This is a genomic window from Oryzomonas rubra (genome assembly GCF_008369015.1).
In the GTDB taxonomy this organism is placed as follows: domain Bacteria; phylum Desulfobacterota; class Desulfuromonadia; order Geobacterales; family Pseudopelobacteraceae; genus Oryzomonas; species Oryzomonas japonica.
The window spans coordinates 309,982-334,718 of record NZ_SRSD01000002.1 but is presented as its reverse complement, the minus strand read 5'-3'; the positions used below and the strand labels follow the sequence as shown (position 1 = coordinate 334,718).

Sequence of the window (24,737 nt, the reverse complement as noted above, 5' to 3'; positions counted from 1 at the left end):
TTCACACCCTCGCAATACACCCCACACCATCATAGCGCACGTTATTAACCAAGTCCGGCACCTTGTAGGCCTCCAGGTGATCTGAGGGAATCGGCTCGAACATACCCTTCAGTTGCTCCGGATCGTGCATACTGTGACTCAGCCAGAGGCTGTAATCTTCCGGCCGGAGGATCACCGGCATGCGGTCGTGGATCGGCGCCACGAGGTTATTGGCCCTGGTTGTCAGAATGGTGAAGGTCTCCAGGAAGTTTTCATCCTCGGGACGCTTCCACTGTTCCCAGAGTCCGGCAAAGCACATCAAGGACCCGTCGGCCATGTGGATGTAAAGGGGCTGTTTACTACCCCCTTCAACCGCAGGAGGCGCCCATTCGAAAAAGCCTCCTGCAGGCACGATGCACCTCCTATACTTGATGGCTTGGCGAAAGGCCGGCTTCTCGGCGACAGTCTCGCTACGTGCATTGATTATTTGGCTGCCAATCGACGAGTCTTTTGCCCAGAAGGGAACCAGCCCCCACTTCATCAGGTCAAGGCGGTTGTGGTCTCCCTCGTTGCGGACCACCCAGACGTTCTGAGTGGGGGCGATATTGTACCGGGGCTCAGCTGCATCCGGGATCGGCACACCGAAGAGCTCCCGGATCGCGGTGAGCAGTTCTGGGGATAGAAGGGAAGTAAAGCGGCCACACATGGTTAATGCACCGTTCGCAATCGTTTGAGTTCTTCTTCAAGCTCAGTCCTGGTAATCAGCCCTCTCCGCTCCATAATGTTGAACATGGCCGCGATCTCAAAGCTGTTGGAGATAGCCAGCTCTTCCAGGGTCACGGTTTCCTTTTCATCAATTTTCTCTGCCATGGTTACCTCGTGTAGGGGGTTGAGTGGGCTTTGTGGGTTTCAAAGTTCTGCAAATATTTTGCAACCAGCGGCTTATTCCCCTTGATGACCAGCAGATTCTCGGCGTTCTTTCCTTCGGCCGCGGAGGTAAAATTGAAGCTGCCGGTGATCAGGGTGGACCGGTCGATGATGATGATCTTGTTATGGGCGATGGCGTGGTCCGAATCGATCAGGACCGGGATGCCGACGTTGACCAGGAAGGTAGCGGCCGAATACCTGGCCGTTGCGTTGCTCTTGTCCAGGACGGCCTCAATCTTCACTCCCCGCTTCCTGGCGTCAAGGAGCGCCTTGGCGATCGGCTTGCTGGTGAAGCTGTAGGCCTGGACCAGTATCTCCTGGTGGGCGTCGCGGATTTCGTTGACGGCCGCCTCGGTAGCCCCACCATGGGGGGAGAAGAAGACCTCGACCGTACCGGTGGACGGCAGCGGTGCGGCAATGGATGTTGCGGCAAACAGAATAGCGAAGAAAAGAATGACGATTCGAGACATGCGATCCCTCCGGCGGCAATGATACCTGACCTCCGGGATTTCACCAAAATATTTTCCCTCTTGACTCTTTTATATAAATAGCTATCATTTGGATACTATATCACTTGAATACCTTTTGCGGGATATTGACATGATTCAACTCACAGATCGCCAACAGGAAGTCCTCGACTTTATCATCAGTTATCAGGCCGAACACGGCTCCTCCCCCACACTGCGGGAAATCTCTGCCGGCATTGGGACCGCCGGGACCGCCCCGGCAATGGTGCACCTGAAAGCCCTCGTAAAGAAAGGCTACCTTCAACACCGGAAAGGGAGTTCCAGGGGGATAGTTCTCTCCCAGACGCCGCCGGCAACCGTCGCTCTGCCCATTGTCGGCCGGATACGGGCCGGCATGCTGCAGCCGGCCATTGAGGATATCACCGGGCACTTGGCCGTTGACCGGAGCCTGATCAAGGGGGAAGGCTGTTACTTCCTTCGGGTGGAAGGCAACTCGATGATCAACAAAGGGATACTCGACGGCGATATCGTCCTGATCCGGCCACAGCAGATAGCCAGCAACGGGGAAGTCGTGGCGGTCATGGTTGACGGTGACGCTACCCTCAAGCAATTCTTCAAGGAGCCGGGCCGCATCCTGCTCCAGCCGGCTAACCCAAACTACGCCCCCATCATAATCCGCCCTGGGGAGGGTGAAGTCTCCATAGTCGGCAAAATGATCGGCCTGTTTCGTAGCACGGAATAGGTCATGCAGCCGATCAGAAGTCCCATACGGGTAGCCGTGGTCTTCGGCCCGGGCGGGAAGATTGCCCCCAAGTGGTTTGAACTGAACAACCGAAAGCATGAGGTGAAGCTCACCACCTACTTTTGGCGGGACCGGGTCGGCGAGGCCCTGCTCATGCACTATGCCGTCTCAGATGGTGAAACTCTCTTTGAACTGGTCTATAATACCCACGACCAGATATGGTCACTTAATTCGCTCCAGGCGGAATGACCGTGAATCAAAGAACTGTAATCCACTGCGATATGAACGCCTTTTTCGCTTCAGTAGAACAATCGGCCAGACCAGAGCTGCGGGGCAAGCCTATCGCCGTGGTCGGCTCTGGTGGCCGGCCGGTGATCACCACATCCTCCTACGAAGCCCGAGCCCGGGGAGTGAAAACCGGCATGGCGGTATGGGAAGGGAGGCGGCTCTGCCCGGAACTGATCATCGTTATAGGAGACAACAAGAAATACCAGCACACATCTACTGAGATCAACCGGATCTTCCAGGACTTCACCCCGGAGGTGGAGGCTTTCTCCATTGACGAGTCCTGGCTGGACATTACCCACTCTCTCAAGATGTTCGGCTCAGCTGAGACCATCGCCTACCAGATCAAAGCCCGCATCAAGCATCAATTCGATATTACCTGTTCCATCGGCATTGCCCCCAACAAGCTCCTGGCGAAGCTGGCTAGCGACTTGCAAAAACCGGACGGTCTCACCATCATCAAACCTGATGACGTCTCCCGGATACTGGAGCACATGCCGGCGAGTGAACTGTGTGGCATCGGTAAGAAGACCGCGGCAACGCTCAGACTGATGAACATCAATACCTGCGGTGAGCTGGGCCGCTGTGATGAAGCCAGGCTGACGCGGAAGTTCGGGATAATCGGGCGGCGCCTGATGCTCATGGGCCAGGGGATCGATGACAGCCCGGTGACGCCGTTCGGCGAAGAGGACGAGGTTAAGAGCGTCGGGCATAGCAGCACTCTTGAGCGGGATATCGATGATCCGTTGGAGATCCGAAGATTCCTCCTGCAGCTCTCCGAGATGGTAGGCAGTCGGGCTAGGCGGTACAACGTGGCCGGCAAGACGATCAGTCTATATGTGAGGTATGCAGATTTTTTCTCTTCTTGGGGCAAGCAGACGACGATCAAGAGGCACACCAACCAAAGCGATGAGATCTACCGGACGGCTGTAGGGATTTTGGAGACCGTGGACCTGGAACAGCCAGTGCGGCTCCTGGGGATCAGTCTGAGCAATCTACAGCACGAGGTGGAACAGCTGCCGCTATTCATAGAGGACCGGAAGAAGCTTGAGGCCACGAAGGCCATGGATGAAGTAAACCAGAAGTACGGTAATATGGTGGTGACATTGGGGAGCCTGTTGCCGGGGAAAGAGAAGAGAGGTAACCATGTCATCCCGCCCAGCTGGAGGCCGGACGGGATCAAGAATGTAAAGTGCACCTAAAAGTGTTGCTATTTAATGTAATTCTGCATGATATCTAGGTGTTTTAGAGGAGAAGCTAAACGGATAAGTAACCAAAAATATGGAGAAATGATGTGGCTACTACGCAAACCATTGACCAAATCAATGCAGAACTCATGGAAATCTGGGATAATTCCTTCGAACCAAACAGTGGCGCCTTTTTGCCGATGCAATACATGGAACCCAAAAAGGGAGCTCTTGTGTTTGTGGGTTTGAACCCCTCGTTTTCTGCTAAGGGAATGGGGAGTTTACAGCGAAAAATAACAGGACCCAATTTTGACAATAAAACGTTCTTTAGCTGGCCGAGCCCACTGGATTTCGACATTGAGTTGGCACAAAATCTCGAAGTCCTGGCGCGGGATAATTATTCGTTTTTCGAGCCGCATCGAACGCTTGCAAGAGTGTTAAATCTTCAATGGGAACACTTTGATTTGTTTGCCTACCGTGAGACTCAGCAAGAAAAAACGAAAAAGCAGATATTGGTATCTACAGATAATGTGAAGCTCAATGCTTTTGGTCAAAGGCAATTTGATGTATTCAATACGTTGCTGCAATTAGCGCAACCAGCAGCAGTTGTGGTCATTAACGCTCTTGCGTCACAGATTTATTTAAATCAGAGAAAAACAATTTTTATTAGCGAAAAAGGCCACTACCAAGACTGTACTAATGAGCCAGGCTTTCCAGTATTCTTCTCAGGAATGATCACTGGTGCAAGGGCTTTAGATCGTTATTCCAGGGAGCGGCTTTACTGGCAAATCGGCAAAGTATTCGGCAAAGAGTGGCATCCTTCTAGCCAACCACCTATTGTTTCAGTGGGCGACTAACGACTCTACTTAATTGGTTGCCATCAGAAGACCATCTTACCCTTTCGCCGCGGCGGTAAGAAATCATCGACCTTTTTCCCTAACGCATCGGCATAGGTAATCAGCTTCAAAATATCGACAGACATCCTGCCAAGTTCCAACTGAGATACCCAGGTTTGCGATATGCCGACCTTTCTCCCGAATTCAGTCTGGCTCATCCGAAGCCCGGTGCGACACATCCGGATCCTGTCGCCAATATAACGGTCCAAAGGAGTCGTTTCTTTAGGCAGGTAACTCCTTTTGGGCGGAACCGGGAGGCCAGTCTCCATCCGTCTCAGACAAGCTTTGCATTTCACTTCGGCCGGATCGGCAGATGCTGATATTTCCAGGCGAAACAGTTTGCCGCATAGCGCGATTCCAGCCTTCTGCAAAGTCAGTGATTTATAAATGGCGTGCCTTCCACCCATATCATTCCTCTATTGTTCCCTGATGATGGGGCTCGTGAGGGGTACACGTTATCCACAGGTTTTGTTTATAACCTATGTAAGGGGCTTGTGTAAATTATTGAGTTATAGTGTAGATGGTCAGTTTGACGGAATTTTGGGCAGAAAGCGTGTCAAGCGGAATTTTGTCAAGCCGGCAGTAGCTTTGGTCGATCTGTTTACGCGCTTTAGCCTCATGGGTCATTATTAACCTTCTGCTTATGGCATGGAAAAAGAATCGACGCAGATAATATATGATTTTTTAACAATATTGATGCTAAACAAGAAGCGTTACAAAATAACGTTGCGGCTCATGAAAGACGACAAAGCGCCGTGAATAAATTCAAAATGGTACTTACAACGTGATTCTCTCCTCAGCTGTCTCTAATCTATATTCATCATCTCCTGCTGAACCTAAATAAGACATTTAAATTATTGTGATTTTTATAAACTAAATGTTTAATAAATACACTCTTGTTTGATTTGTAAAAACTAAAAATCCGTTACTGGTCGCAGCACTCGGATTGGACGAGAAGACATTGTTGTTCGGATCACGGGAGGAACACCTTTGTCAGTTGAGCTATGAGAAGAAGGTTCTTTTGGCCGTGGCCGAAGGGCTCTCCAACGATCAATTGCGTGCTGTGATTCAATACATGATGAAACTGGGGTCACCACAGAAAACGAAATTTAATGCACGATAAGCAAAAATACTCTTGTAACTACAGCTAGTTATAAATTAATGTTAAGGCTAATCGCCGTCGCGTTGATGACGACGCCAGAGCCAATATGTGAGGTAATCAGCCAAGATGTATGAAGTTCTGCGAGGTCAATGTAAAAACATCTCGTGCAATTTCTTATCTAAATCATCACATTCGAAAGGCTTTTCTATAAAATTGCTTGATAAAATTGCCTCTTGGTAATTTTTGGCGACACCATCAATATTACCTGACATGTACAGCACTTCCATTTCGGGACGTTCGGGCGATATCAGATTAAAGAGTTCTACTCCATTCATAACAGGCATTTCAACATCTGTGAATAATAGATCGAATTTCTTCCCCTCGCTTATACGCTGAGCTTCTTCGGGGCCTTCCGCCACCAACACATTGAAACCATAAAAAAATAGCATGTCATTTACGAGGTTTCTGATCTCTTCACTGTCGTCAACCAATAAAACACACATTCCTTTTACTTTATCACTAAGCGTCATTTTGAAATCACCTTCAAGACTAAATGTCTCTCGAATTTATCGCTTGTTAACTCGTAGTTGCGGCATTGTTGGCCTTCTCAGGGAAAATGAGGTCACCATACCACTACGGAGTTACCTTGCGACTACACTCTGTTAGTAGTCTTCGGTTAGGAACGCTGGTCGGATTGCCAGCGGAATGGTGGTCGGATTGCCAGCGGAATGGTGGTCGGATTTATTCGGAATATACATCCTGCTATATTACAGTACAATATTTATTCAACATGAAAGTATGTAAATCGTGGGCTAAAAAAATACACCTAAACTTCTTTGCCATTTCTATAAGTAACATAAAAATAGTCATAATTACCAATTTACCAACATTAGATGTAAACTTTGTCCATACGATGTTGATGAAATCGAGGTACAGGGCGAGCGCTCCGGCTACCGCCGCGCCGCCTCTGACTCCCTTGAGCTTTTGCGTGTCGTAGGCGGTAAGGCCGATGAAAACGATCAGGCCGATGCCGCTGACCATGAACTGGAGCATGGTGGAGTGGAGGAAGATGTTCACCACGGAGGCGATGACGACGCCGATCAGCCCCATGAAGCAGAACGACCCCAAGGAGGTCAGGTCACGCTTGGTGACGAATCCGTACACGCTCATGGCGCCGAAGGTGCCGGCGGTGCTCAGGAAGGCGGAAGCGATGGACTGGCCGGTGTAGACCAGGAAGATCCCCGAGAGCGTCACCCCGTTGAGCGCCGAGTAGAGCAGGAAGAGGGGGGCCGCCGTGGCGGTGCCCATGCGGACGGCAAAACCGGCGATGGCAAAGACCAAGCCGAACTCGGCAATGATCAGCCCGAAAAAAACCATCCTGTTGGTGTAGAGTGCGTTGAACAACGCCGGGGAACTGACGACCGCCATGGATACGAGGGCCGTGAGGCAGAGGCCGGCGGCCATCCAGCCGTAGACCGCGCCCATGGTGGTGCTCTGCGCCGTGGCTACGGGACGGGGAAATGACGTGCTGCGTGGTGATGATGGGAAAGGCATATCAGGTACTCCTTTTGTCTGTAGATTGCTTTACCTTCTACTGTAATCACGAGCGCGCAAAAAATCAATCTATGCGTGCACGTGCCGGATTATTCCGGGGCATAATGAACCGAGTGCCGTGCCGGGGAACCGCTCAAGTGCGGTAGGTCCCCGGTATATCCCCACAATGCTACACAATAAGGCTCCCGGAGGCGTTCCGGGGGCCTTTTTCGTGTGATTTTGGGGAGGTAGGGGATTAGCGGTTTTGTGGTAATTTTTTTAACATTTGGGGGTGAGTGTTAATAAAATTAACATACTGATTTTGTTGTTGAAATTTGTGTTTGTGAGGGTAAGATGGGGCGCGGTTTATATGCTGGGCTTTATGAGGACGAGGGGATGCTGGGGGCTGTATGTGACCGACGCTTTTATACTGCCCCTGGAATTCCCAAAAAATTGCAGTCGATGAATGATGAAAATATACGGACTCTTGGCGAGATGACTTACGCTGCAAATTGGAGGGGTAATGAGTTACCAGTCTGAAACTATTGCAGATATTCTTCCACGTATCAACACTACATATTTCCTCCCGGCTTTACAGCGAGAATTCGTATGGACGGAAGTCCAGATATGTGCATTGTTCGATTCTCTAATGCGTCGCTATCCCATCAGCTCTTTTTTGTTTTGGCAAGTTCCGATGGAATCACGCGATGATGTTGAAGCATACGAATTTCTGCATAGTGTAAACGAATCCCGTAACCGGGCTGCGTTGGCTCGCATACATGGAAGACGCGACATTACATTTGTTTTGGACGGGCAGCAAAGATTGACGGCTCTATTGGTCGGATTGCAAGGAACCTATCTTGGCAGAAAAACAAAGAGTGGAAAAGGTGCGAGAACATCTGTAGCAAAAAAAATGTTTTTAGATTTGCTGCATGACGGAAGATTTCCTGATGCCGAGGGTGAGACTTCCTATCACTTTGGATTTTTCGACTATACTCCAACCCTAATCAATCAAAACAGCTATTGGTTCGAAGCCGGCCGTATCCTAAATGTTGGGATCGATTCTGGTCTGCAAGATCTTATTGATCGTCAGATAAAGAGTATTAGGGATGTACGAAAATTAACTTCACAGGAAGCGAGCGTAGTTGAACATAATCTGACGCACTTTTACGAGAGCATTTGGGTTGACGATGCAATTTCATACCACGCTGAAACCGATCCTGACCACGAACGAATTTTAGAGATATTTGTTCGTGCAAACTCGGGAGGGACAAAATTAAGCAAGTCTGATTTACTCCTGTCTACTTTGACACTACATTGGGGCTCAGAAAATGCTCGCGAGGTCATTAATGAGTTTGTTGATGAGCTAAATAACAAACTTACACGTAAAAACAGATTAAACAAAGATTTTGTCATGAAATCCTGCTTGGTTCTTCTTGATCAGCCGGTCGCTTACCGCGTTTCCAGCTTTACAAAGGGAACATGCACAATTATCAGGAGCTGGTGGGATGAGGTGCGACAGGCAATAATGCGCGCTGTGGATGCGGCGAATGCATTTGGAATCGACGAAGATACTCTGACAAGCGTTAATGCACTCATTCCGGTTGCGTATTATCTGCACCAGCACCCAAACCTGAGACTACGTGGAGAGTCGGCTGCGGAGGTACTTAATGCAAAACGGGTACGTGTTTGGCTCATTTCTGCTTTGTTAAATCACGTCCTTGGTGGTTCATCAGATTCAATGCTTCATAAATTACGGGAAGTCCTTCAAATTTATCGCAGGCCGAGTGGTGAATTCCCAATAGCAGAACTCAATAAGGCGGTGTCAGAAGCAGGTCGGACTGCGGCATCTTCTGACAATGCCGTGGATAACGTGTTGCGGACCACTTATGGCAAAGATACATGTTTTCTCGCTCTATCGTTACTGTACGATGAAAGAAACTGGGGAACTATCAACCATTCTATTGACCATCTCTTCCCGCGAGAAGCGTTCAAAAAAAATGTGGCGGATCACGTGAAGGAATTGCGTGACAACTTTGGAAACCTGGCACTTGTTATCAGCGATGAGAACTCGGGCAAGAAAGATCGTCCGCTAAATGAATGGCTTGCTACACGAAGCCAGGAATATTTGAAGCGCCACTTCATTCCAGCTGATCAATCTCTTTGGCATATTGAACGATTTGAGGAATTCTTGTTTGAACGACACAAATTACTTAGGGCTAGGCTGCAATATGTGTTTTCAACAGATAACAAAGGCGTAGGAGAATAAATCGCGACACAATAATGGGAGAATATGATCATGACGGACATCTTTACAAAAAAATCCAGATGGTTTGATTTTGCCAACGAGCACAATAAAAAGGTAAATGCTAGTGCCGTTTCATTAAACGGATCTGAAAGCTACACCTTCGCTGCTAAACATATAGCAGCCGGCAAGCCAATACCCACAACAACTCGCTTAGATATAAAGCGAGCAAAAGGGGTCTCAAATCATTTTAAAGGATTACGTGAGTACTATGAGTTTGGTAAAGAGGTGAATGGCTGGATAAAAAGAGTTGCTGAGGAGTGCCGTGCATTTGCTGTGGAAAATTCTCTTGATGGCGATATACTAATTAGTAATCTTATTAAGTTGACCGATAAAAGTGTACGTGGAACCGATGCTTATCGGGTGGATATTTCAAGTAGTAAATAACTTCGTTAAGTGGTAGCAACAAGCTTATGAGTTTAACTATGCAAGCTAAATGAAACTAGAAGCTAACTGTTTTTATGCATGGACGCCCCGTTTTTCCTCGTCGCCCCTTGATAGATTGCAGGATAATCCCTCGAATATGCTCGGACCCTTTGTTTGTCTTCAAACCGGGAAATTGAGGGACACCATACCAATTAAAGCATGAAGTCTTTAAACAGGTATGGTGTCCCTGTATTTCCCCCAGCCGACATAACCACAATGCTACATAATGAAGCTCCCGGAGGCGTTCCGGGGGCCTTATTTCGTGTGATAACGGGAGTGGGGGGCTATTGACAGCCCGGCATTGTCCGATACAATTGACTTGCTTGGCGACAGCCCGCTTCACCACGGAGCTTGCCGAGCGGAAAACCTGAGGTACACTAGACATGAACTGGCGTTGTAACACACGTCAAAAAAAGGAGGAACTCGATGAAAAAGATAACAACCATGGTAACAATGGCATTCGCCTGTATGGCATTTGCAACCGGCGCTCTTGCCGGAGAGCGGCAAGGGGCATTTTCCGTTTCTCCATTTGTCGGCGGTTATACCTTTGATGGTGTCCAGCACTTGGAAACTTCCCCTGTTTATGGGTTACGCTTAGGCTACGACCTGACAAAAAACTGGGGCGTGGAAGCGGTGGGCGATTTTCTGGCGACCGACGGTACGCGGAGTGAACGGAGCATTAACGCCTTGTCCTACCGCCTGGACATCCTCTATAACTTCATGCCGGACGGTCCTCTGGTGCCGTATATTGCCGTGGGTGGTGGCGGAATCACCTATGGTCACGGTAAAGATGGCCTTAAAATCAGCGACAGAACCACCGACGCAACCGCCAATGCAGGCTTGGGACTCAAGTACTTCGTGACCGACTCGATTGCCTTGCGGGGCGATGCCCGTCAATTGTTTATCCTGGAGGACCCTAAGAGTCCCAAGTTTAACTGGGAATATACCGCAGGGTTTACCTTCCTCTTCGGCGGCAAAACAGCTCCTGCCCCTGTTGCCGCTGTTCCGGCCGCAGAACCTGTTCCCGTACCTCCCGCTCCTTCCAACCAGCTGACGGTTACTCCGAGTTCCATTACCAAGGGGCAGTCCGCGACCTTGACGTGGAGCTCGGCGAACGCCACTAACTGCGAAATACAACCGGGAATCGGTGCGGTTCAGCCGCAGGGTTCCATGGCGGTCACACCCGCCGACACGACCAACTATACCCTGACGTGCGATGGTGCCGGCGGTTCGGCAAAAAGCGCGGCGAACCTTTCGGTAACTACTCCGGCGCCTCCGGTCCCGTCCGGCAATCTGACGGTTGCCCCGAGTTCCATTACCAAAGGGCAGTCCGCGACGTTGATGTGGAGTTCGACGAATGCCACCAACTGCGAGATACAACCGGAAATCGGCGCGGTTCAGCCACAGGGGTCCATGGCGGTCACGCCTGCCGAAAATGCCACGTATACCCTTACGTGCAGTGGCGCCGGCGGTACGGCAAAGAGCGCAGCGAACCTCGAGGTAGTTATGCCGGCACCGCCGGCACCTGCTCCCAAGTTGTGCAGCCCCACGGTTATCAATATCCATTTTGATACAAACAAGTCTGCGATCAAACCCCAGTACCACGATGAACTGAAAAAACTCGGTGATTTCCTGGCCGAATTCCCTCAGGCTACCGGAGCCATCGAAGGACACACCGACAATGTTGGCAGCAAGGCGGCTAACATGAAGCTCTCCCAGCGGCGTGCCGAAAGCGTTCGTAACTACCTCATCGAAAAGTTCGGGATCGCTCCCGAGCGGATCAAGGCTGTTGGTTACGGTCCGACGAAACCCATTGCCAGCAACAAGACCAAGGCGGGGAAAGAGCAGAACCGCCGTATCGAATCCAACTTCACCTGCAACGCCAAGTAGCATCCTAACGCTGTAGTCGACACACCGGCGCCCTCCTGGAACCCTTTCCGGGAGGGCGTCCGTGTGATACCCCCCGCAGTTCCTCCGTGATTATGATCGTGCCCGTCATCTACGGGAAATGCAGGGACCTGTCCCTGTATTTTTCAAAATCATGCTCAACGCGGCCGTGAAGTCTTTTTTTGTTGCGAGCCTTGTGGGCACGAGAGACTCTGATATAGTAACTGTTAATGTATCGGTTTGTCGTAGTTGTGCCCCTGTCCTCGCAGTCTGGTGTGTGCCGTATTACCGCGTCAAGGAGTGGATTATGCAAAACATCGACCAGTATCAGCAGCTTGCGGTAACCTACATCACCGAGATGGGAACCAAAGTGGTCGCCGTCATCCTGTTTTGGGTCGTGGGACGCTGGCTGATCGGATTTGTCGGGAAGATGATGCAGCGGGTGTTGGAAAAACAGAAGGTTGATCCGACCCTGATGCGTTATCTCGGCAATTTCGTCGCCGTTACGCTGAACATCGTTTTGGTCGTGGCCATCCTCGGTTATTGCGGATTCCAGACCACCACGTTCGCCGCCCTGGTGGCGGGCATCGGTATCGCCATCGGTGCAGCCTGGGGAGGGCTTCTGTCAAACCTGGCCGCAGGCATCTTCATCGTTGTGTTGCATCCCTTCAAGGTGGGCGATTTTATAACCGCCGCCGGGATAACCGGCACCATCACGGAGATTGGGTTGTTTGTAACCACGGTCAACACACCGGATAACGTCAAGACGATGATCGGCAACGGCAAGATTTTCGGCGATAACATCCAAAACTACTCGGCAAATGATTACCGGAGGGTAGAGCTGAAATGCCAGCTTGCGGGAAGTGCCGATCATGTCGCGGCTATGCTGCTTTTACGCGAGAAGCTGGCAGCGGTGCCCAATGTGCTGTCAACACCGGCGGTTGAAGTGGACATTCTGGAGTTCACCCTGGTCGGTCCGGTGCTTGCGGTTCGGCCCTTCTGCCATAACAACCACTACTGGCAGGTCTACTTCGACGGCAACCGCACCATCCGCGAATCACTCGCCGCCGCCGGCTTCCCGGCGCCGATGCAGACGCAGCTGGTCATGGTGCAAAATCAGTGACACGGTTACTGCCGTGAAATGAAATCAGGCCGGGGAAAAGGAAGCAGAGGCGGCTGCAGCGCCTCCCGACCGAGAGGCGTCGCCTGCGGGAATTCGGGATCTGCTCGGGAAAGAAGAAATCTACCACCAGACAAGGAGGCTCCACATGAAATGTATCGCAACGTTGGCCGGAATCATTTTGCTTGCAGCATCCAGCGCCTTTGCCGGTGCCCCCAGGACCTATCAGGTGACCGGCCCGGTACTCGAAGTGAAGGACGACACGGTCGTTGTCCAAAAAGGAAAAGAGAAGTGGGAGATCGCCAAGGATAAGGATACAAAGACTACCGGCGATTTAAAGGTCGGGAGCAAGGTAACGGTTACGTACACCATGAAGGCCGCTACCATCGATGTTAAGAGTGATGCCAAGGGTGCCAAGAAAAAGAGCTATTAATGGCCTGTAGCGGGACGGACCGGGTAGTCCGCACGAATGCACCGGTTCCCGTTTGACCGAACGGTATGGAGGTCTCCAATGGAAAAGTGTTTGACCAAAGGTCTGTTGATCCTCGCTTCAGTAACCTTGGCTTTTGCCCTCTCACTAACCGGAGTCAATGCTGCACCCAAGGACCCGGCTTCTGTCAAGGCGAAGGCGGATATGAAACTTCCCGCCGGCAAAAAAGTCGATCTCAATAGCGCATCCCAGGCCGAGTTGGAGAAGCTGCCCACCATTGGCCCCGCCACGGCGAGAAAGATCATTGCCGGAAGGCCCTATACCTCGGCAGCCGATCTTGCCAGGGCCGGGGTTTCTGCCAAGTCTATCGAAAAACTCACGCCGCTTGTAACGGCCGGCGCCGCTTCTGCCGCACCTCCTAAAACCGCGACACCCAAGGCGGCTACTACGGCGCCCAAGCCCGCCAAGACAGTTCAGCAGCCTCCCGCCGACAAGAATATGGTATGGGTGAACCCCGCTTCAAAGATATTTCACCGATCGGGCAGCCCTTGGTACGGCACGACGAAGCAGGGAAGCTACATGTCGGAAGCCGATGCCATCAAGGCGGGATATCGCGAAGCGAAGAAGGGGTCACAGAAGTGAACGGGAGGACATAGGCGCGGTCCAGGGCAGATAAGGAGTTTACCATGGGACTATTGGACGAGTTTGCCAGCAAGGCGCAAGGCATGTTCGGTGGAACTGAAGGAAAAAGCCCGGAGCTTTTGAACGGTCTGATGGACATGCTGTCAAGCAACCAGTCGGGCGGATTAAGCGGATTGGTCCAGACATTCAAGGATAAGGGACTGGGCGATATCGTATCATCGTGGGTCGGGACGGGAGAAAATCTACCGCTCAATGCCGACCAAGTCAATGATGCGCTTGGCAGCGAAACGATCCAGGGGCTTGCCGAAAAGGCGGGGGTATCGAGTCCCGAGATGAGTTCTCTGCTTGCTCGGCATCTCCCCGGTTTAGTCGACAAACTCACCCCGGATGGCGTCATTCCGGAAGGTGGTTTGCTGACGCAGGGGCTGGAGTTTATCAAGGGGAAATTGACCTGAACATGATTCATCCGGCAAAAAGGCCATAAAGAGCCAAATCTGCATGCTACCGGGAATTCCGGGGACAGGCACCGATTACGCCGGGGCAGCCTGTCCTCTTCCCCGGCAGCACCCTGCCCTGCATACCGCACCCGCACGGATTCGTGAAAAATGTTCCAATTGTGATCCATGTCACACCGTTACAACCTCCATCCGTGTATCGTAAATAAAAACTGAAACGCAAAAAAGATAGACGATAATGCTAAACCATCCGCGAGGATGGGACAGAAAATCCATGGGTCTCACCGAGACAGCCGGATTGCCGAAATATCTCAGAATATTTCCGCGATCCGGCTTTTTTGCGTCAACACAGATCAAAGGAGGTCACATGAGCATGATGAAGCCTTTATCCGCTTTATTCCTGTCCTTACTGGTTATTATTTCCCTGGCAGGGTGCGGCAGCGGCGGCGGATCGACGGCATCGACAGGTAGTTCTTCGCCAAGCAGCGCCACTGGCGGCTCAACCGGAGGAACCACTTCAACCGGAGGAACCACTTCGACAGGAGGAACCGCCTCAACGGGAGTCGTCAAGCTATCCTGGGATCCGCCACAAGGCGTTGTCGCAGGAATCAACTTGCATTACGGGACGTCACCCGGAAGCTATACGAGCACCATTAATGCCGGGATGGCGTCAAGCTATGCCGTCAGCGGGCTTGCTCCGGGAACATACTACTTTGTCGTTACGGCGTACGATTCGGCCGGGAACGAGAGCGTGTATTCCAATGAAGTACAAGCCGTCATCCCGGCGAGCTCATAAAGGAACGATTGAGGGACGCCGCGTCAAGGTACGTAGAGAGACGCAGTCCCGGGGGATCAGCGCCCAGCAAGCCCCGCAATGACCTTGCCGATCCCGTCGCACAGTGTCCGCAACTCATCCGGGGAGATGATGAACGGCGGCATGGTATAGACCAGCTTCCCGAACGGCCGCAGCCAGACCCCCTCGGCCACGAGGCGCTGCTGAATCCGCCCCACGTCCACCGGCTCCCTCATCTCCACCACGCCGATCGCCCCCAGGACACGCACGTCGGCCACCCCGTCGACCCGCTGCAGCGGCAGGAGCCTCTCTTTCAGGGTCTCTTCGATACGCGCGACGTTTCCCTGCCAATCGCCTTTCAGCAGGAGCCGGGTGCTGGCCAGGGCCGTGGCGCAGGCCAGGGGATTGGCCATGAAGGTGGGGCCGTGCATGAACACGCCGGGCGCGCCGTCGGAGATGGTGTACGCCACCTCTTGGGTGCAGAGGGTGGCGGCGAACGTGAGGCAACCGCCCGTCAGGGCCTTGCCCACGCACATGATGTCCGGCGAGATGGCGGCGTGTTCGCAGGCAAAGAGCCTGCCGCTCCGGCCGAAGCCGGTGGCAATCTCGTCGGCGATGAGCAGGATGCCGTAGTCGGTGCAGAGCCGGCGCACCTGTCGCAGGTATTCCGGGTGATAGAAGCGCATGCCGCCGGCGCCCTGGACAATCGGCTCGAGGATGAACGCGGCGATATGTTCGTGGTGTTGGCGCAGGAACGCCTCGACCTCGCCGGTCTCCGCCGGGTCGTAGGCGGCGTGGAAGCCGGAGCGGGGCGCGGGCAGAAAGTACTGTTTGGCCAGGTTCTTGTTGAAGATGGCGTGCATCCCGCTGTCCGGGTCGGATACGGACATGGCGTGCCAGGTGTCGCCGTGATACCCGTGGCGCACGGTGACGAAGGCGTGCTTGGCGCCGCACGAACGGGAGTGCCAGTATTGCAGCGCCATTTTCATGGCCACTTCCACCGCCACCGATCCGGAATCGCTGAAGAACACGTGCTCAAGGCCGTCCGGCACGATCTCGATCAGCAGTTGCGCCAGTTCCACGGCCGGTTGGTGGGTCAGGCCGCCGAACATGACATGGGACATGCGCCCGATCTGGGCCGTCATGGCGGCATTGAGCGCCGGGTGGTTGTAGCCGTGGATGGCCGACCACCAGCTGGACATGCCGTCGATCAGGCGCTGCCCGTCCATCAGCTCGATGTACACCCCGTCGGCCCTGGCCACGGGATAGCATTTCAGCGCCTTGGTGGCCGACGTATAGGGGTGCCAGATGTGCGCCCTGTCGAATTCGAGAAGTTCCTGCTCGGTCATTTTTCCAAAATTATCGGAATCATCCATCTGCATACCTTTATCTCGTCGTTATCCGGGGAACACCCCCTCGCACTGCGTGTGCATTATACGGCAGACTCCTTCATCTGTCATGGGGGAAACGTCCCTGCCCCCGTAACGCCATTGGCGATGCGGGTTCCGTAAGTTTGATAATTAAAAAATAAATTTTGTCTTGTTGAACCCCCCCACTCGGGTGGTATAATCATTCACGTAATGAGTCGTTTTCATACGTTCGTTCTGTCCCGATAAGGCCAAACCTTTCGCGAGAGAGGGACGGAAAGCCACGGATCTCCCGAAGGACGGGAAGATGGCCGAGCTGCCGAAGGATAGGTCATCTTCGTGGAGCCCGGCATTTTTTGCGCGCTTTTCGGCTCCGATGTCTCCGATGGACACCATGCAGTGGGGCGGGATTCAGTGAAATGCCGGGCGACCGGCAGAGGAGAAATGAGGGACTTATGTCTATACCGATTCAAAACTTCAGCGGAAGCGAACCCAATGTGGCAGAATGCAGGACCGAGTATCTCGTCGATGAATTTTCCCGGTGTCTCGCCCACAACACCGCCTGCCGGTACGCCGTTCCGGCAGGCACCACCAGCAGCTACTGCATCCATCCCAACCATACCGCCTTTCAGGACATGCCGGCGTTCGGAGGCCATCAGGATCATGGGGCGTCGGGGCACAACCACTCCATAGCCCACTAGTGTCCTGGAACATAGAATGTTTCGGGGCGCTCCCCTCCCGTGACGGGAGGGGAGCGCCCGTTAATCCGGTCGGCATGGCGGCCGGTCAGCCGTGGGGCAGTTCCCGGGCAAAGCGCCCGTAGGCGGCATCGGTCTTGAGGATGTGATTGGTGAGCCAACTATGGAGGAATTGCAGCACCTCCAGGGAGAGGTGGGCCTCCCCCCGGCGGAACTCCTCCCGGATCTCCGCCACCCGATCGCAGAACCGCTGGTGTTCCTGCCGGTGCTGCGGCAGGGCGGGGTACTGGTGGGTTTCCATCCACTGTTCCTCGGCGGCGAAGTGGTAGGTCGCATAGTCGGACAGCTCGTCGAGAACCGCCTCGATCTCATCCCGTTCCGCCTTGTACATAAAACCGTCGAACGCCAGGTTGATCAGGCCGACCAGGTGCTTGTGATGCTCGTCGAACTCATGGATGCCGAGTTCGAAGTTCGGGTCCCATTGCATAAAGGTCATGGTGTCGCTCCCCGTCACACTTACTTCTTCCGTAGCAAGTATTCCAAAAAATGTCGGGATGGCAAGGCCTGTCGCCGTTTCCCGCTCCGGGGCGGCCCTGCCGCGCTCCCCCGGGCTTTTCCCGCTGTTTACACTATTGTGTTGACGATTCCGAAATTTCCCCTATAATTATTTAATAATTCTAATTGAAAATCAATAGTTTATCTGGCCAGAAACCATTTTCCCGCGGAGGTGGTCGCATCACATGCCCGACGTCACCCCCACGACATCCGGTACGACTGCGCCGGGCCGTGCTTCTTTCTACCGGCTCGTGGCCGGCGTCCTGCTCGCCAACCTGTTCGTGATCGGGCTGGTCTGTTTTTCCCTGTACCAAAGCCGTCGGCAGTACGAATCCCGCGCCGCCATCCAGACCCAGGACCTGGCCCAATCCCTCAGCCTGACCATTGCCGGCATTGTCGACAAGACCGGCATCGCCCTCCTGTCGGTGCAGCGGGAGCGGGAGCGGCAACTCAGGAGCGGCCGCGCCGCCGGCCCGGACCTGGACGACTATATCCTTGCCCAGCGGCTCCTCATACCCGAGTTGGACGGCCTGCGGGTCGCGGACGCCCGGGGCGCGTTCATCTATGGCGACCTTCACCTCTCGGGCTCCGACACCCTGGTGAACGACCGGGAGTACTTCCGCCGGGCCCGGAACGACCCCCGGGCCGGCTTGATCATCTCCGAGCCGCTGTTCGCCCGTTCCGCCGCCAAGTGGGTGATCAACATCGTCCGGCGCATCGACAACCCGGACGGCAGTTTCGCCGGTGTGGTCGTTGGCGCCATCTCCCTGGATTACCTGATGCGGCTCTTTTCCACGTTCGATATGGGCCGCCAGGGGGTCATCACCCTGCGGGACGGGGCGTTGAACGTCGTCATCCGCTACCCGGAGCCGCGCAGCATCGGCAGCGCCGTGGTATCCCGGGAACTGCGGGAGTTGGTGCGGACGGGGCACGTTGTCGGCATCTACCGGAACAAGGGGAGCATCGACCCGGTGGAGCGCTCTTTTTCCTTTCACAAGGTCTTCGATTATCCACTGTATATAACGGCCGGCCTCGCAACCGCCGACTACCTGCTCCCCTGGCGGCGCGAAGCCTGGGGCATGGCGCTCCTGGTGGCCGTCTTTGCGGCGGGATCGCTCCTGGCCGCACGGTTGATCCAGCGCAACCGCAGGCGCGAGGGGGAGGCCAAGGCCGAACTGCTCCGGCACCGGGAGCAGCTGGAGGAGACGGTGCGGGAGCGGACCGCCCAGTTGGAGGCGGGCAACGCCCAACTGGCCGGGGAGATCGTCCTGCGGAAGCGGGCCGAGGCGGATTTGAAGAAAGCGGCGATCATCATGGACCGCATGGCCGATGCCGTGGCGTGGGTCGCCCCGGACGGCCGCTACCTGTACGTCAACGACGCCGCCTGCCGGATGTACGGCTACAGCCGCGAAGAGATGCTCTCCCTGTCGGTGCCCGATATCGGCCTGATGGGGTTCGACCGCGAGGCGTGGCGGCATTTCATGGAAGAGCTGCAGCGCCGCGAGTGCCTCCATGTGGAGACCGAGGCCACGGCCCGGGACGGCCGCCTGTTTTCGGTCGAGATCACGGCCAATTATCTGGAAATAGACGGCCAGGTGTACAACTGCTCCATCCTGCGGGACATCTCGGAGCGCCGGGCGGGGGAGGCGGAGCGGCAGGCGCTGATGATCCAGTTGAGCCAGTCCCAGAAGATCGAGTCCATCGGCCGCCTGGCCGCGGGGATCGCCCACGACTTCAACAACCTCCTGACGCCGATTCTGGGCTATGCCGAATTGCTGAAGAACCGCTTGCCGACCGACAGCCGGGACTTCGAGCAGGTCGACCGGATCATGCAGGCGGCCGGCAAGGCCAAGGCCCTCACCCAACAGCTCCTGAGTTTCGGGCGCAAGCAGATCCTGGAGATGAAGACCGTCGATCTGAACAACGTGGTGACGTCGTTCTACGAGATCCTGCGCCGGACCATCCGGGAGAACATCGCCATCCGGCTGCGCCTCTCGGAGATCGTCTACGCCGTCCGCGCCGACCGGAACCAGGTGGAACAGATCCTCATGAACCTGGCGATCAACGCCCAGGACGCCATCGCCGACCGGGGCGTCATCACCATCGAAACGGCGCCGGTGACCCTGGACGACGAATACGTCCGCCGGCACGAGGGGCTTGCGCCGGGCAGATACCTGATGCTGGGGGTCAGCGACACCGGCGCCGGCATGGCCCGGGAGACCCTCTCCCACGTCTTCGAGCCGTTCTTTACCACCAAGGATGTGGGCAAGGGGTCGGGCCTGGGGCTGGCCACGGTCTACGGCCTGGTCGAACAGCACAACGGCTATATCCAGGTGTCGAGCGAGGTGGGGGAGGGCACGGCCTTCAAGATCTACCTGCCGATCGTCGAGGGGGCGTTGCCCGAGGAAACGGCGGCCGTGGAGGCGCTCTCGGAGGTCGACGTGACCGGCAGCACCATCCTGCTGGTGGAGGACAACGACATGGTGCGCACCCTGGTCGGCGATCTCCTGGAGGGTTGCGGCTGCCGGCTGATCGTTGCCGAGGGGCCCCGCCAGGCCATGGAACTGAGCGCGGGGCGGGAAGTGGACCTGCTGCTCACCGATGTGGTCATGCCCGACATGAACGGCCCGGAATTGTGTGAAAAGATGCGGTCGAGCCACCCGGGCCTTGCGACGCTCTACATGTCGGGATACACCAACGACGCCATCGTCCACCACAGCGTGCTGGACGATGGCGTCAACTTCATCCAGAAACCGTTTACCGCCGGGGATCTCATGAGAAAGATCGACGCCATCCTGAACGGCCCGGCCGGACACTAACCGCCGCGCGCAACCCGCCCACTATTATGTTGACGGTTTTTTATTATAGTTTATAATTAATTGAAAATATTTTAATGATATCGAGCGGATCGGTCGCATCGGCAGGTGGCCGGCGCCGAGCGGAGACTGTTCCCCACAATGCCCGAAGCTCCCCCCCCGACATCCAACCGGGTCATATCCACCCGGGTCTTTCTCCCCTGGCTCGCGGCGAGTTGCCTGCTCATCAACCTGTTCGTCGCCGGGCTGGCAGGCTATTCCCTCTACCGGAGCCACCGGCAGTACGAGAGCCGCGCCGTCATCCGGACCCAGAACCTGTCCCAGTCCCTCAACCTGACCATTGCCGGCATTATGGACAAGGCCGGCCTCACCGTCTTTGCGGTGAAAAAGGAGGCCGAACGGCAGATCAAAAGCGGCGGCATCGACGGCCCGGCTCTGCGCTCCTACCTCCGCGCCCATAACGAACGTATCTCCGAGATCCAGGACCTGAGAGTAGCCAACGCCCGGGGCGAGATCGTCTTCAGCGACCGGGCGGCCCTCGAAAGGCCGATCAAGATCTCCGATCGCGACTACTTCGTCAGCGCCCGCCAGAATCCCTGGATCGGCCTGATCGTCACCAAGCCGCTTATGAGCCGGGTCACCAACCGGTGGATCGTCAACATCGTCCGGCGCATGGACAACCCGGACGGCAGCTTCGCCGGCATCGCCTACGCCGCCGTCTCCCTGGATTATTTCGTCCGGCTGTGCGCCTCCTTCGACCTGGGCGCGCACGGCCTCATCGCCCTGCGGGACACAGACCTGGCCGTCATGGTGCGCTATCCCGGACAGGCGGGAGGGGAGGGGGGCACCGGCAGCACCGTGGTGCCGCGGGAACTGCGGGGGCTGGTCCGGGGGGGGGACACCTCCGGCACCTACCGGACCCGGGGGAGCCTGGACCCGGTGGAGCGCATCTTTTCCTTCCGCAAGATCGCAAACTACCCCCTCTACGTAACGGCAGGCCTGGCCGTCGACGACTACCTGGCCCCCTGGCGCACGGAAGCGGCGCTCATGTCGGCCCTGGTGGCCCTCTTTGCCGCCGGATCGCTCGTGACCGCCCGGCTGCTCTACCGTAACCGCAGGCGCGAGGAGCGGGGGGAGGCCGAACTGCTCCGGCACCGGGAGCGGTTGGAGGAGATGGTCCGGGATCGGACCTCCCTGCTGGAGGCGCGCAACGCCCAACTGGGCGAAGAGATCGTCCTGCGCAAGCGGATCGAAGCAGATTTGCAGAAGTCGGCCAGCGTCATGGACCGGATGGCGGATGCCGTCTCCTGGATCGCCCCGGACGGCAGGATTCTCTACGTCAACGACGCCGCCTGCCGCTTGAGCGGGTACGAGCGCCGGGAGTTGCTTGCCTTGCGGGCGTGGGACGTTTCCTCCCACGCTACGGCCGAATCATGGCGCGCCCATTGGGAAGAGCTGAGCCGGGAGGGGCACCTGCATTTCGAGGACGCGGCCCAAACCCGGGACGGCCGCCGGGTGCCCGTGGACGTGTCGGCCAATTATCTGGAAATAGACGGCCTGGAGTACGACTGCGCCATCCTGCGGGACATCTCGGAGCGGCGGGCGGGGGAGGCGGAGCGGCAGGCGCTGATGGTCCAGTTGAGCCAGTCCCAGAAGATCGAGTCCATCGGCCGCCTGGCCGGGGGGATCGCCCACGACTTCAACAACCTCCTGACGCCGATCCTGGGCTATGCCGAGTTGCTGAAGAACCGCTTGCCGGCCGACAGCCGGGATTTCGAGCGGGTCGACCGGATCATGCAGGCGGCCGACAAGGCCAGGGTCCTCACCCAGCAGCTTCTGAGCTTCAGCCGCAAACAGTTCCTCGAAATGCGGCCGGTGGACCTGAACAATGTCATCGCCTCGTTCTACGAGATCCTGCGCCGGACCATCCGGGAGAACATCGCCATCCGGCTGCGCCTCTCGGAGATCGTCTACGCCGTCCGCGCCGACCGGAACCAGCTGGAACAGATCCTCATGAACCTGGCGATCAACGCCCAGGACGCCATCTTCGACCGGGGCGTCATCACCATCGAAACGGCGCCGGTGACCCTGGACGACGAATACGTCCGCCAGCATGAGGGGCTTGCGTCGGGCAGGTACCTGATGCTGGGGGTCAGCGACACCGGCGCGGGCATGACCCGGGAAACCATTTCCCACATCTTCGAGCCGTTCTTCACCACCAAGGATGTGGGCAAGGGGTCGGGCCTGGGGCTGGCCACGGTCTACGGCCTGGTCAAACAGCATGGCGGGCATGTCGTGGTGTTCAGCGAGGAGGGGGAGGGGACGACCTTCAAGATCTTCTTCCCCCTGGATGAGGACGCCGTGCCGGTTGAAACCGCAAGCGCCGCGGAGATCTCGGAGGTCAACGTGGCCGGCAGCACCATCCTCTTGGTGGAGGACAACGATATGGTGCGCAACCTGGTCCGGGACCTGCTGGACAGCTGCAACTGCCGGCTGATCGTTGCGGCAGGGCCCCGGCAGGCCCTCGCCCTGAGCGCCGGCCGGGAGGTGGACCTGCTGCTCACCGACGTGGTCATGCCCGACATGAACGGCCCGGAGCTGCGGGAGAAGATGCAGAAGACCCATCCGGGGCTCGCGACCCTCTACATGTCGGGATACACCGACACCGCCACCCTCCGCAGCGGCGCGCCGGACCGGGGGATCAACTTCATTCAGAAACCGTTCACCACGAGAGAACTCCTGAAAAAGATCGACTCGATCCTGAACGGGACCCCTGAGGCGTCGCCCGGCGCGCCGGCGGGGATGGGGGAGATGCGCTAATGGGGCAGCACTTCATCGGCAGGCAGGCCATCGTCAGCAAGGCGGAGGAGATCGTCGCCTACGAGCTGTTATTCAGGTCATCGGAAGCGCCGGACCATGCCGAGATCCAGGATGACATCAGCGCCACCTCCAACACCATCATGAATACGATCTCCTGCTTCGGCACACAGGCCGCCATGGGGAGGCATCGCGGGTTCATCAACGTGGATGCGGACCTGCTCATGAGCGATACCCTGGAAATCCTCCCGCCGGAACGGTTCGGCATAGAACTGCTGGAAACCGTCGCCATCACCCCCGACGTGATCGGGCGCTGCCGCGAACTGAGGGCAAAGGGGTACCTGCTGGCCCTGGACGACCACACCTACGATCCCCGCTGCCGGGAGTTGTACGACGGCGTGGTCAACGTCATAAAGATCGATATCACCGGGGTGGACAGCGCCGGGATGGCTCTGCTGGTCGAGCAGTTCAGGCCGTACCCGGTCAAGCTTCTGGCGGAAAAGGTCGATAGCCGGGAGCGCTACCTGGAATGCAACCGCTTGGGCTTCGACCTGTTCCAGGGGTATACGTTCTCCCAGCCGGCCGTCATGAAGAAGCGGCGCTGGGACGGCTCGTCCGCCGTTATCTTCAAGCTGATGCAGCAGCTCACCGCCGAGGCGGAACTTGAGGATATGGAGCAAACGATCAAGCAGAGCCCGCCGCTCGTCTACAAACTGCTGGTCCTGGTCAACTCCATCTCCCTGGGGCTGCGGGCAAAGGTCGTCTCCATTCGCCACGCCGTCATGATGATCGGGCTGCACCAGCTCAAGCGCTGGGTGCAACTGGCGATCTTCGCCACGGACGGGGAGTCGTGCCTGGACGACCCGGCCGTCGACCTGGCCGCGGTGCGGGCGGTCTTCATGGAAGAGTTGGTCAAACTGACCCCCCTGGTGCGCAGGAACCGTCATGCCGCCGATGAAGGCTACATGATCGGCATACTGTCGATCCTCACCGCCGTCTTCGACCTCCCCATGGAGGAGATCGTGGCGAATCTTCATCTCTCCGACGAGGTCCTGGATGCCTTGCTGAACAGGGAGGGGGACTTCGGCGTGCTGCTGAGTCTGGTGGAGCAGATCGAAAACCTGGAATTCGAGCGCGCCGCCGAACGTCTGGAAGTGTTGGGGATACCGCTCATGGCGGTCCTGAACTGTCAGAAAACGGCCTATAGCTGGCGTTTTGGGTTGTGAAGACAAGAGGGGTAACGGGAGCTGGGACTTATGATAGTTTTAGGACCTATGCGTCCCATTGGTCCCATATGTCCCATAACCC

At 55.9% G+C, this 24,737-nt stretch carries 24 protein-coding genes and 2 riboswitches; of the genes, 16 read left to right on the top strand and 8 right to left on the bottom strand.

All coding sequences use genetic code 11. The annotated features are described in order from the left end of the window. Window position 1: 1 nt before the first annotated feature. Genes ET418_RS04485 through ET418_RS04480 form a run of 3 tightly spaced genes read right to left on the bottom strand, consistent with a single transcriptional unit; the run spans window position 2 to window position 1,376 of the window. On the bottom strand, window positions 2–685 hold the full coding sequence (locus tag ET418_RS04485) for an SOS response-associated peptidase (protein WP_149306375.1): 684 nt from the start codon (window positions 683–685) through the stop codon (window positions 2–4). Window positions 686–687: 2 nt separating this feature from the next. Then, window positions 688–849 (bottom strand): hypothetical protein, encoded by a 162-nt coding sequence (locus ET418_RS18080; protein WP_188055277.1) that lies wholly within the window; start codon window positions 847–849, stop codon window positions 688–690. 2 nt (window positions 850–851) lie between these two features. Then, on the bottom strand, window positions 852–1,376 hold the full coding sequence (locus ET418_RS04480; RefSeq protein ID WP_149306374.1) for a phospholipase D family nuclease: 525 nt from the start codon (window positions 1,374–1,376) through the stop codon (window positions 852–854). Between the two features lie 130 nt (window positions 1,377–1,506). Between ET418_RS04480 and lexA the strand changes: the two genes are divergently transcribed. The 4 genes from lexA to ET418_RS04460 all read left to right on the top strand — a co-directional run bounded on the left by lexA (window position 1,507) and on the right by ET418_RS04460 (window position 4,444). Further along, window positions 1,507–2,115 carry a transcriptional repressor LexA gene (gene lexA, locus ET418_RS04475; protein WP_149306373.1) on the top strand — a complete coding sequence of 203 codons (609 nt, stop codon included), beginning with the start codon at window positions 1,507–1,509 and terminating at the stop codon, window positions 2,113–2,115. Window positions 2,116–2,118: 3 nt separating this feature from the next. Further along, complete coding sequence (locus ET418_RS04470) at window positions 2,119–2,364, top strand: hypothetical protein (protein WP_149306372.1); 246 nt, start codon at window positions 2,119–2,121, stop codon at window positions 2,362–2,364. Window positions 2,365–2,366: 2 nt separating this feature from the next. Next, entirely contained in the window at window positions 2,367–3,602 is a 1,236-nt protein-coding gene (dinB, locus tag ET418_RS04465; RefSeq protein WP_420819510.1) for a DNA polymerase IV, read from the top strand. 92 nt (window positions 3,603–3,694) lie between these two features. Then, window positions 3,695–4,444 carry a hypothetical protein gene (locus tag ET418_RS04460; protein WP_149306370.1) on the top strand — a complete coding sequence of 250 codons (750 nt, stop codon included), beginning with the start codon at window positions 3,695–3,697 and terminating at the stop codon, window positions 4,442–4,444. 23 nt (window positions 4,445–4,467) lie between these two features. On the opposite strand, the gene ET418_RS04455 is transcribed toward ET418_RS04460, so the two are convergent. From ET418_RS04455 to ET418_RS04445, 3 genes are all read right to left on the bottom strand, one after another. Further along, window positions 4,468–4,890 (bottom strand): helix-turn-helix domain-containing protein, encoded by a 423-nt coding sequence (locus ET418_RS04455; RefSeq protein WP_149306369.1) that lies wholly within the window; start codon window positions 4,888–4,890, stop codon window positions 4,468–4,470. An 841-nt stretch (window positions 4,891–5,731) separates the two neighbouring features. After that, on the bottom strand, window positions 5,732–6,115 hold the full coding sequence (locus tag ET418_RS04450; RefSeq protein WP_149306368.1) for a response regulator: 384 nt from the start codon (window positions 6,113–6,115) through the stop codon (window positions 5,732–5,734). A 232-nt stretch (window positions 6,116–6,347) separates the two neighbouring features. Beyond that, window positions 6,348–7,139, bottom strand: a complete 792-nt coding sequence (locus tag ET418_RS04445; RefSeq protein WP_149306367.1) for a Bax inhibitor-1/YccA family protein — start codon at window positions 7,137–7,139, stop codon at window positions 6,348–6,350. A gap of 502 nt (window positions 7,140–7,641) precedes the next feature. Between ET418_RS04445 and ET418_RS04440 the strand changes: the two genes are divergently transcribed. The 8 genes from ET418_RS04440 to ET418_RS04405 all read left to right on the top strand — a co-directional run bounded on the left by ET418_RS04440 (window position 7,642) and on the right by ET418_RS04405 (window position 15,179). After that, window positions 7,642–9,387 (top strand): DUF262 domain-containing protein, encoded by a 1,746-nt coding sequence (locus tag ET418_RS04440; RefSeq protein ID WP_149306366.1) that lies wholly within the window; start codon window positions 7,642–7,644, stop codon window positions 9,385–9,387. 30 nt (window positions 9,388–9,417) lie between these two features. Beyond that, window positions 9,418–9,810: a hypothetical protein gene (locus ET418_RS04435; RefSeq protein ID WP_149306365.1), complete on the top strand. Its 393-nt coding sequence runs from the start codon at window positions 9,418–9,420 to the stop codon at window positions 9,808–9,810. 465 nt (window positions 9,811–10,275) lie between these two features. After that, window positions 10,276–11,739 carry an OmpA family protein gene (locus ET418_RS18520; protein ID WP_188055275.1) on the top strand — a complete coding sequence of 488 codons (1,464 nt, stop codon included), beginning with the start codon at window positions 10,276–10,278 and terminating at the stop codon, window positions 11,737–11,739. 304 nt (window positions 11,740–12,043) lie between these two features. Continuing rightward, the gene (locus tag ET418_RS04425; RefSeq protein ID WP_149306364.1) at window positions 12,044–12,859 is read left to right on the top strand and encodes a mechanosensitive ion channel family protein; all 816 of its coding nucleotides are present in this window, start codon (window positions 12,044–12,046) and stop codon (window positions 12,857–12,859) included. Window positions 12,860–13,004: 145 nt separating this feature from the next. Next, the gene (locus tag ET418_RS04420) at window positions 13,005–13,289 is read left to right on the top strand and encodes a hypothetical protein (protein ID WP_149306363.1); all 285 of its coding nucleotides are present in this window, start codon (window positions 13,005–13,007) and stop codon (window positions 13,287–13,289) included. Window positions 13,290–13,367: 78 nt separating this feature from the next. Further along, entirely contained in the window at window positions 13,368–13,928 is a 561-nt protein-coding gene (locus tag ET418_RS04415; protein WP_188055273.1) for a ComEA family DNA-binding protein, read from the top strand. A 44-nt stretch (window positions 13,929–13,972) separates the two neighbouring features. Next, a complete protein-coding gene (locus tag ET418_RS04410) occupies window positions 13,973–14,383 on the top strand; it encodes a YidB family protein (protein WP_149306361.1) in 411 nt (136 codons plus the stop codon). A gap of 230 nt (window positions 14,384–14,613) precedes the next feature. After that, a riboswitch (cyclic di-GMP riboswitch) is annotated at window positions 14,614–14,689 on the top strand. Window positions 14,690–14,750: 61 nt separating this feature from the next. Further along, the gene (locus ET418_RS04405) at window positions 14,751–15,179 is read left to right on the top strand and encodes a fibronectin type III domain-containing protein (RefSeq protein WP_188055271.1); all 429 of its coding nucleotides are present in this window, start codon (window positions 14,751–14,753) and stop codon (window positions 15,177–15,179) included. A gap of 56 nt (window positions 15,180–15,235) precedes the next feature. Here ET418_RS04405 and bioA read toward each other — a convergent pair whose 3' ends face one another. Further along, window positions 15,236–16,558, bottom strand: coding sequence for an adenosylmethionine--8-amino-7-oxononanoate transaminase (gene bioA / locus ET418_RS04400; RefSeq protein WP_246152938.1), 1,323 nt, complete (start codon window positions 16,556–16,558; stop codon window positions 15,236–15,238). A gap of 225 nt (window positions 16,559–16,783) precedes the next feature. Beyond that, window positions 16,784–16,867, top strand: a riboswitch (cyclic di-GMP riboswitch). A gap of 131 nt (window positions 16,868–16,998) precedes the next feature. On the opposite strand from bioA, the gene ET418_RS04395 reads away from it, so the two are divergent. Next, window positions 16,999–17,244 carry a hypothetical protein gene (locus ET418_RS04395; RefSeq protein ID WP_149306359.1) on the top strand — a complete coding sequence of 82 codons (246 nt, stop codon included), beginning with the start codon at window positions 16,999–17,001 and terminating at the stop codon, window positions 17,242–17,244. Window positions 17,245–17,329: 85 nt separating this feature from the next. On the opposite strand, the gene ET418_RS04390 is transcribed toward ET418_RS04395, so the two are convergent. After that, window positions 17,330–17,737: a bacteriohemerythrin gene (locus ET418_RS04390; RefSeq protein WP_149306358.1), complete on the bottom strand. Its 408-nt coding sequence runs from the start codon at window positions 17,735–17,737 to the stop codon at window positions 17,330–17,332. A gap of 244 nt (window positions 17,738–17,981) precedes the next feature. On the opposite strand from ET418_RS04390, the gene ET418_RS04385 reads away from it, so the two are divergent. The 3 genes from ET418_RS04385 to ET418_RS04375 all read left to right on the top strand — a co-directional run bounded on the left by ET418_RS04385 (window position 17,982) and on the right by ET418_RS04375 (window position 24,655). Then, complete coding sequence (locus tag ET418_RS04385; protein WP_149306357.1) at window positions 17,982–20,615, top strand: hybrid sensor histidine kinase/response regulator; 2,634 nt, start codon at window positions 17,982–17,984, stop codon at window positions 20,613–20,615. 138 nt (window positions 20,616–20,753) lie between these two features. Further along, entirely contained in the window at window positions 20,754–23,432 is a 2,679-nt protein-coding gene (locus ET418_RS04380; protein WP_149306356.1) for a hybrid sensor histidine kinase/response regulator, read from the top strand. Then, window positions 23,432–24,655, top strand: coding sequence for an EAL and HDOD domain-containing protein (locus ET418_RS04375; protein WP_149306355.1), 1,224 nt, complete (start codon window positions 23,432–23,434; stop codon window positions 24,653–24,655). Before ET418_RS04380 ends, ET418_RS04375 begins: the two co-directional genes overlap by 1 nt. Window positions 24,656–24,737 lie beyond the last annotated feature (82 nt).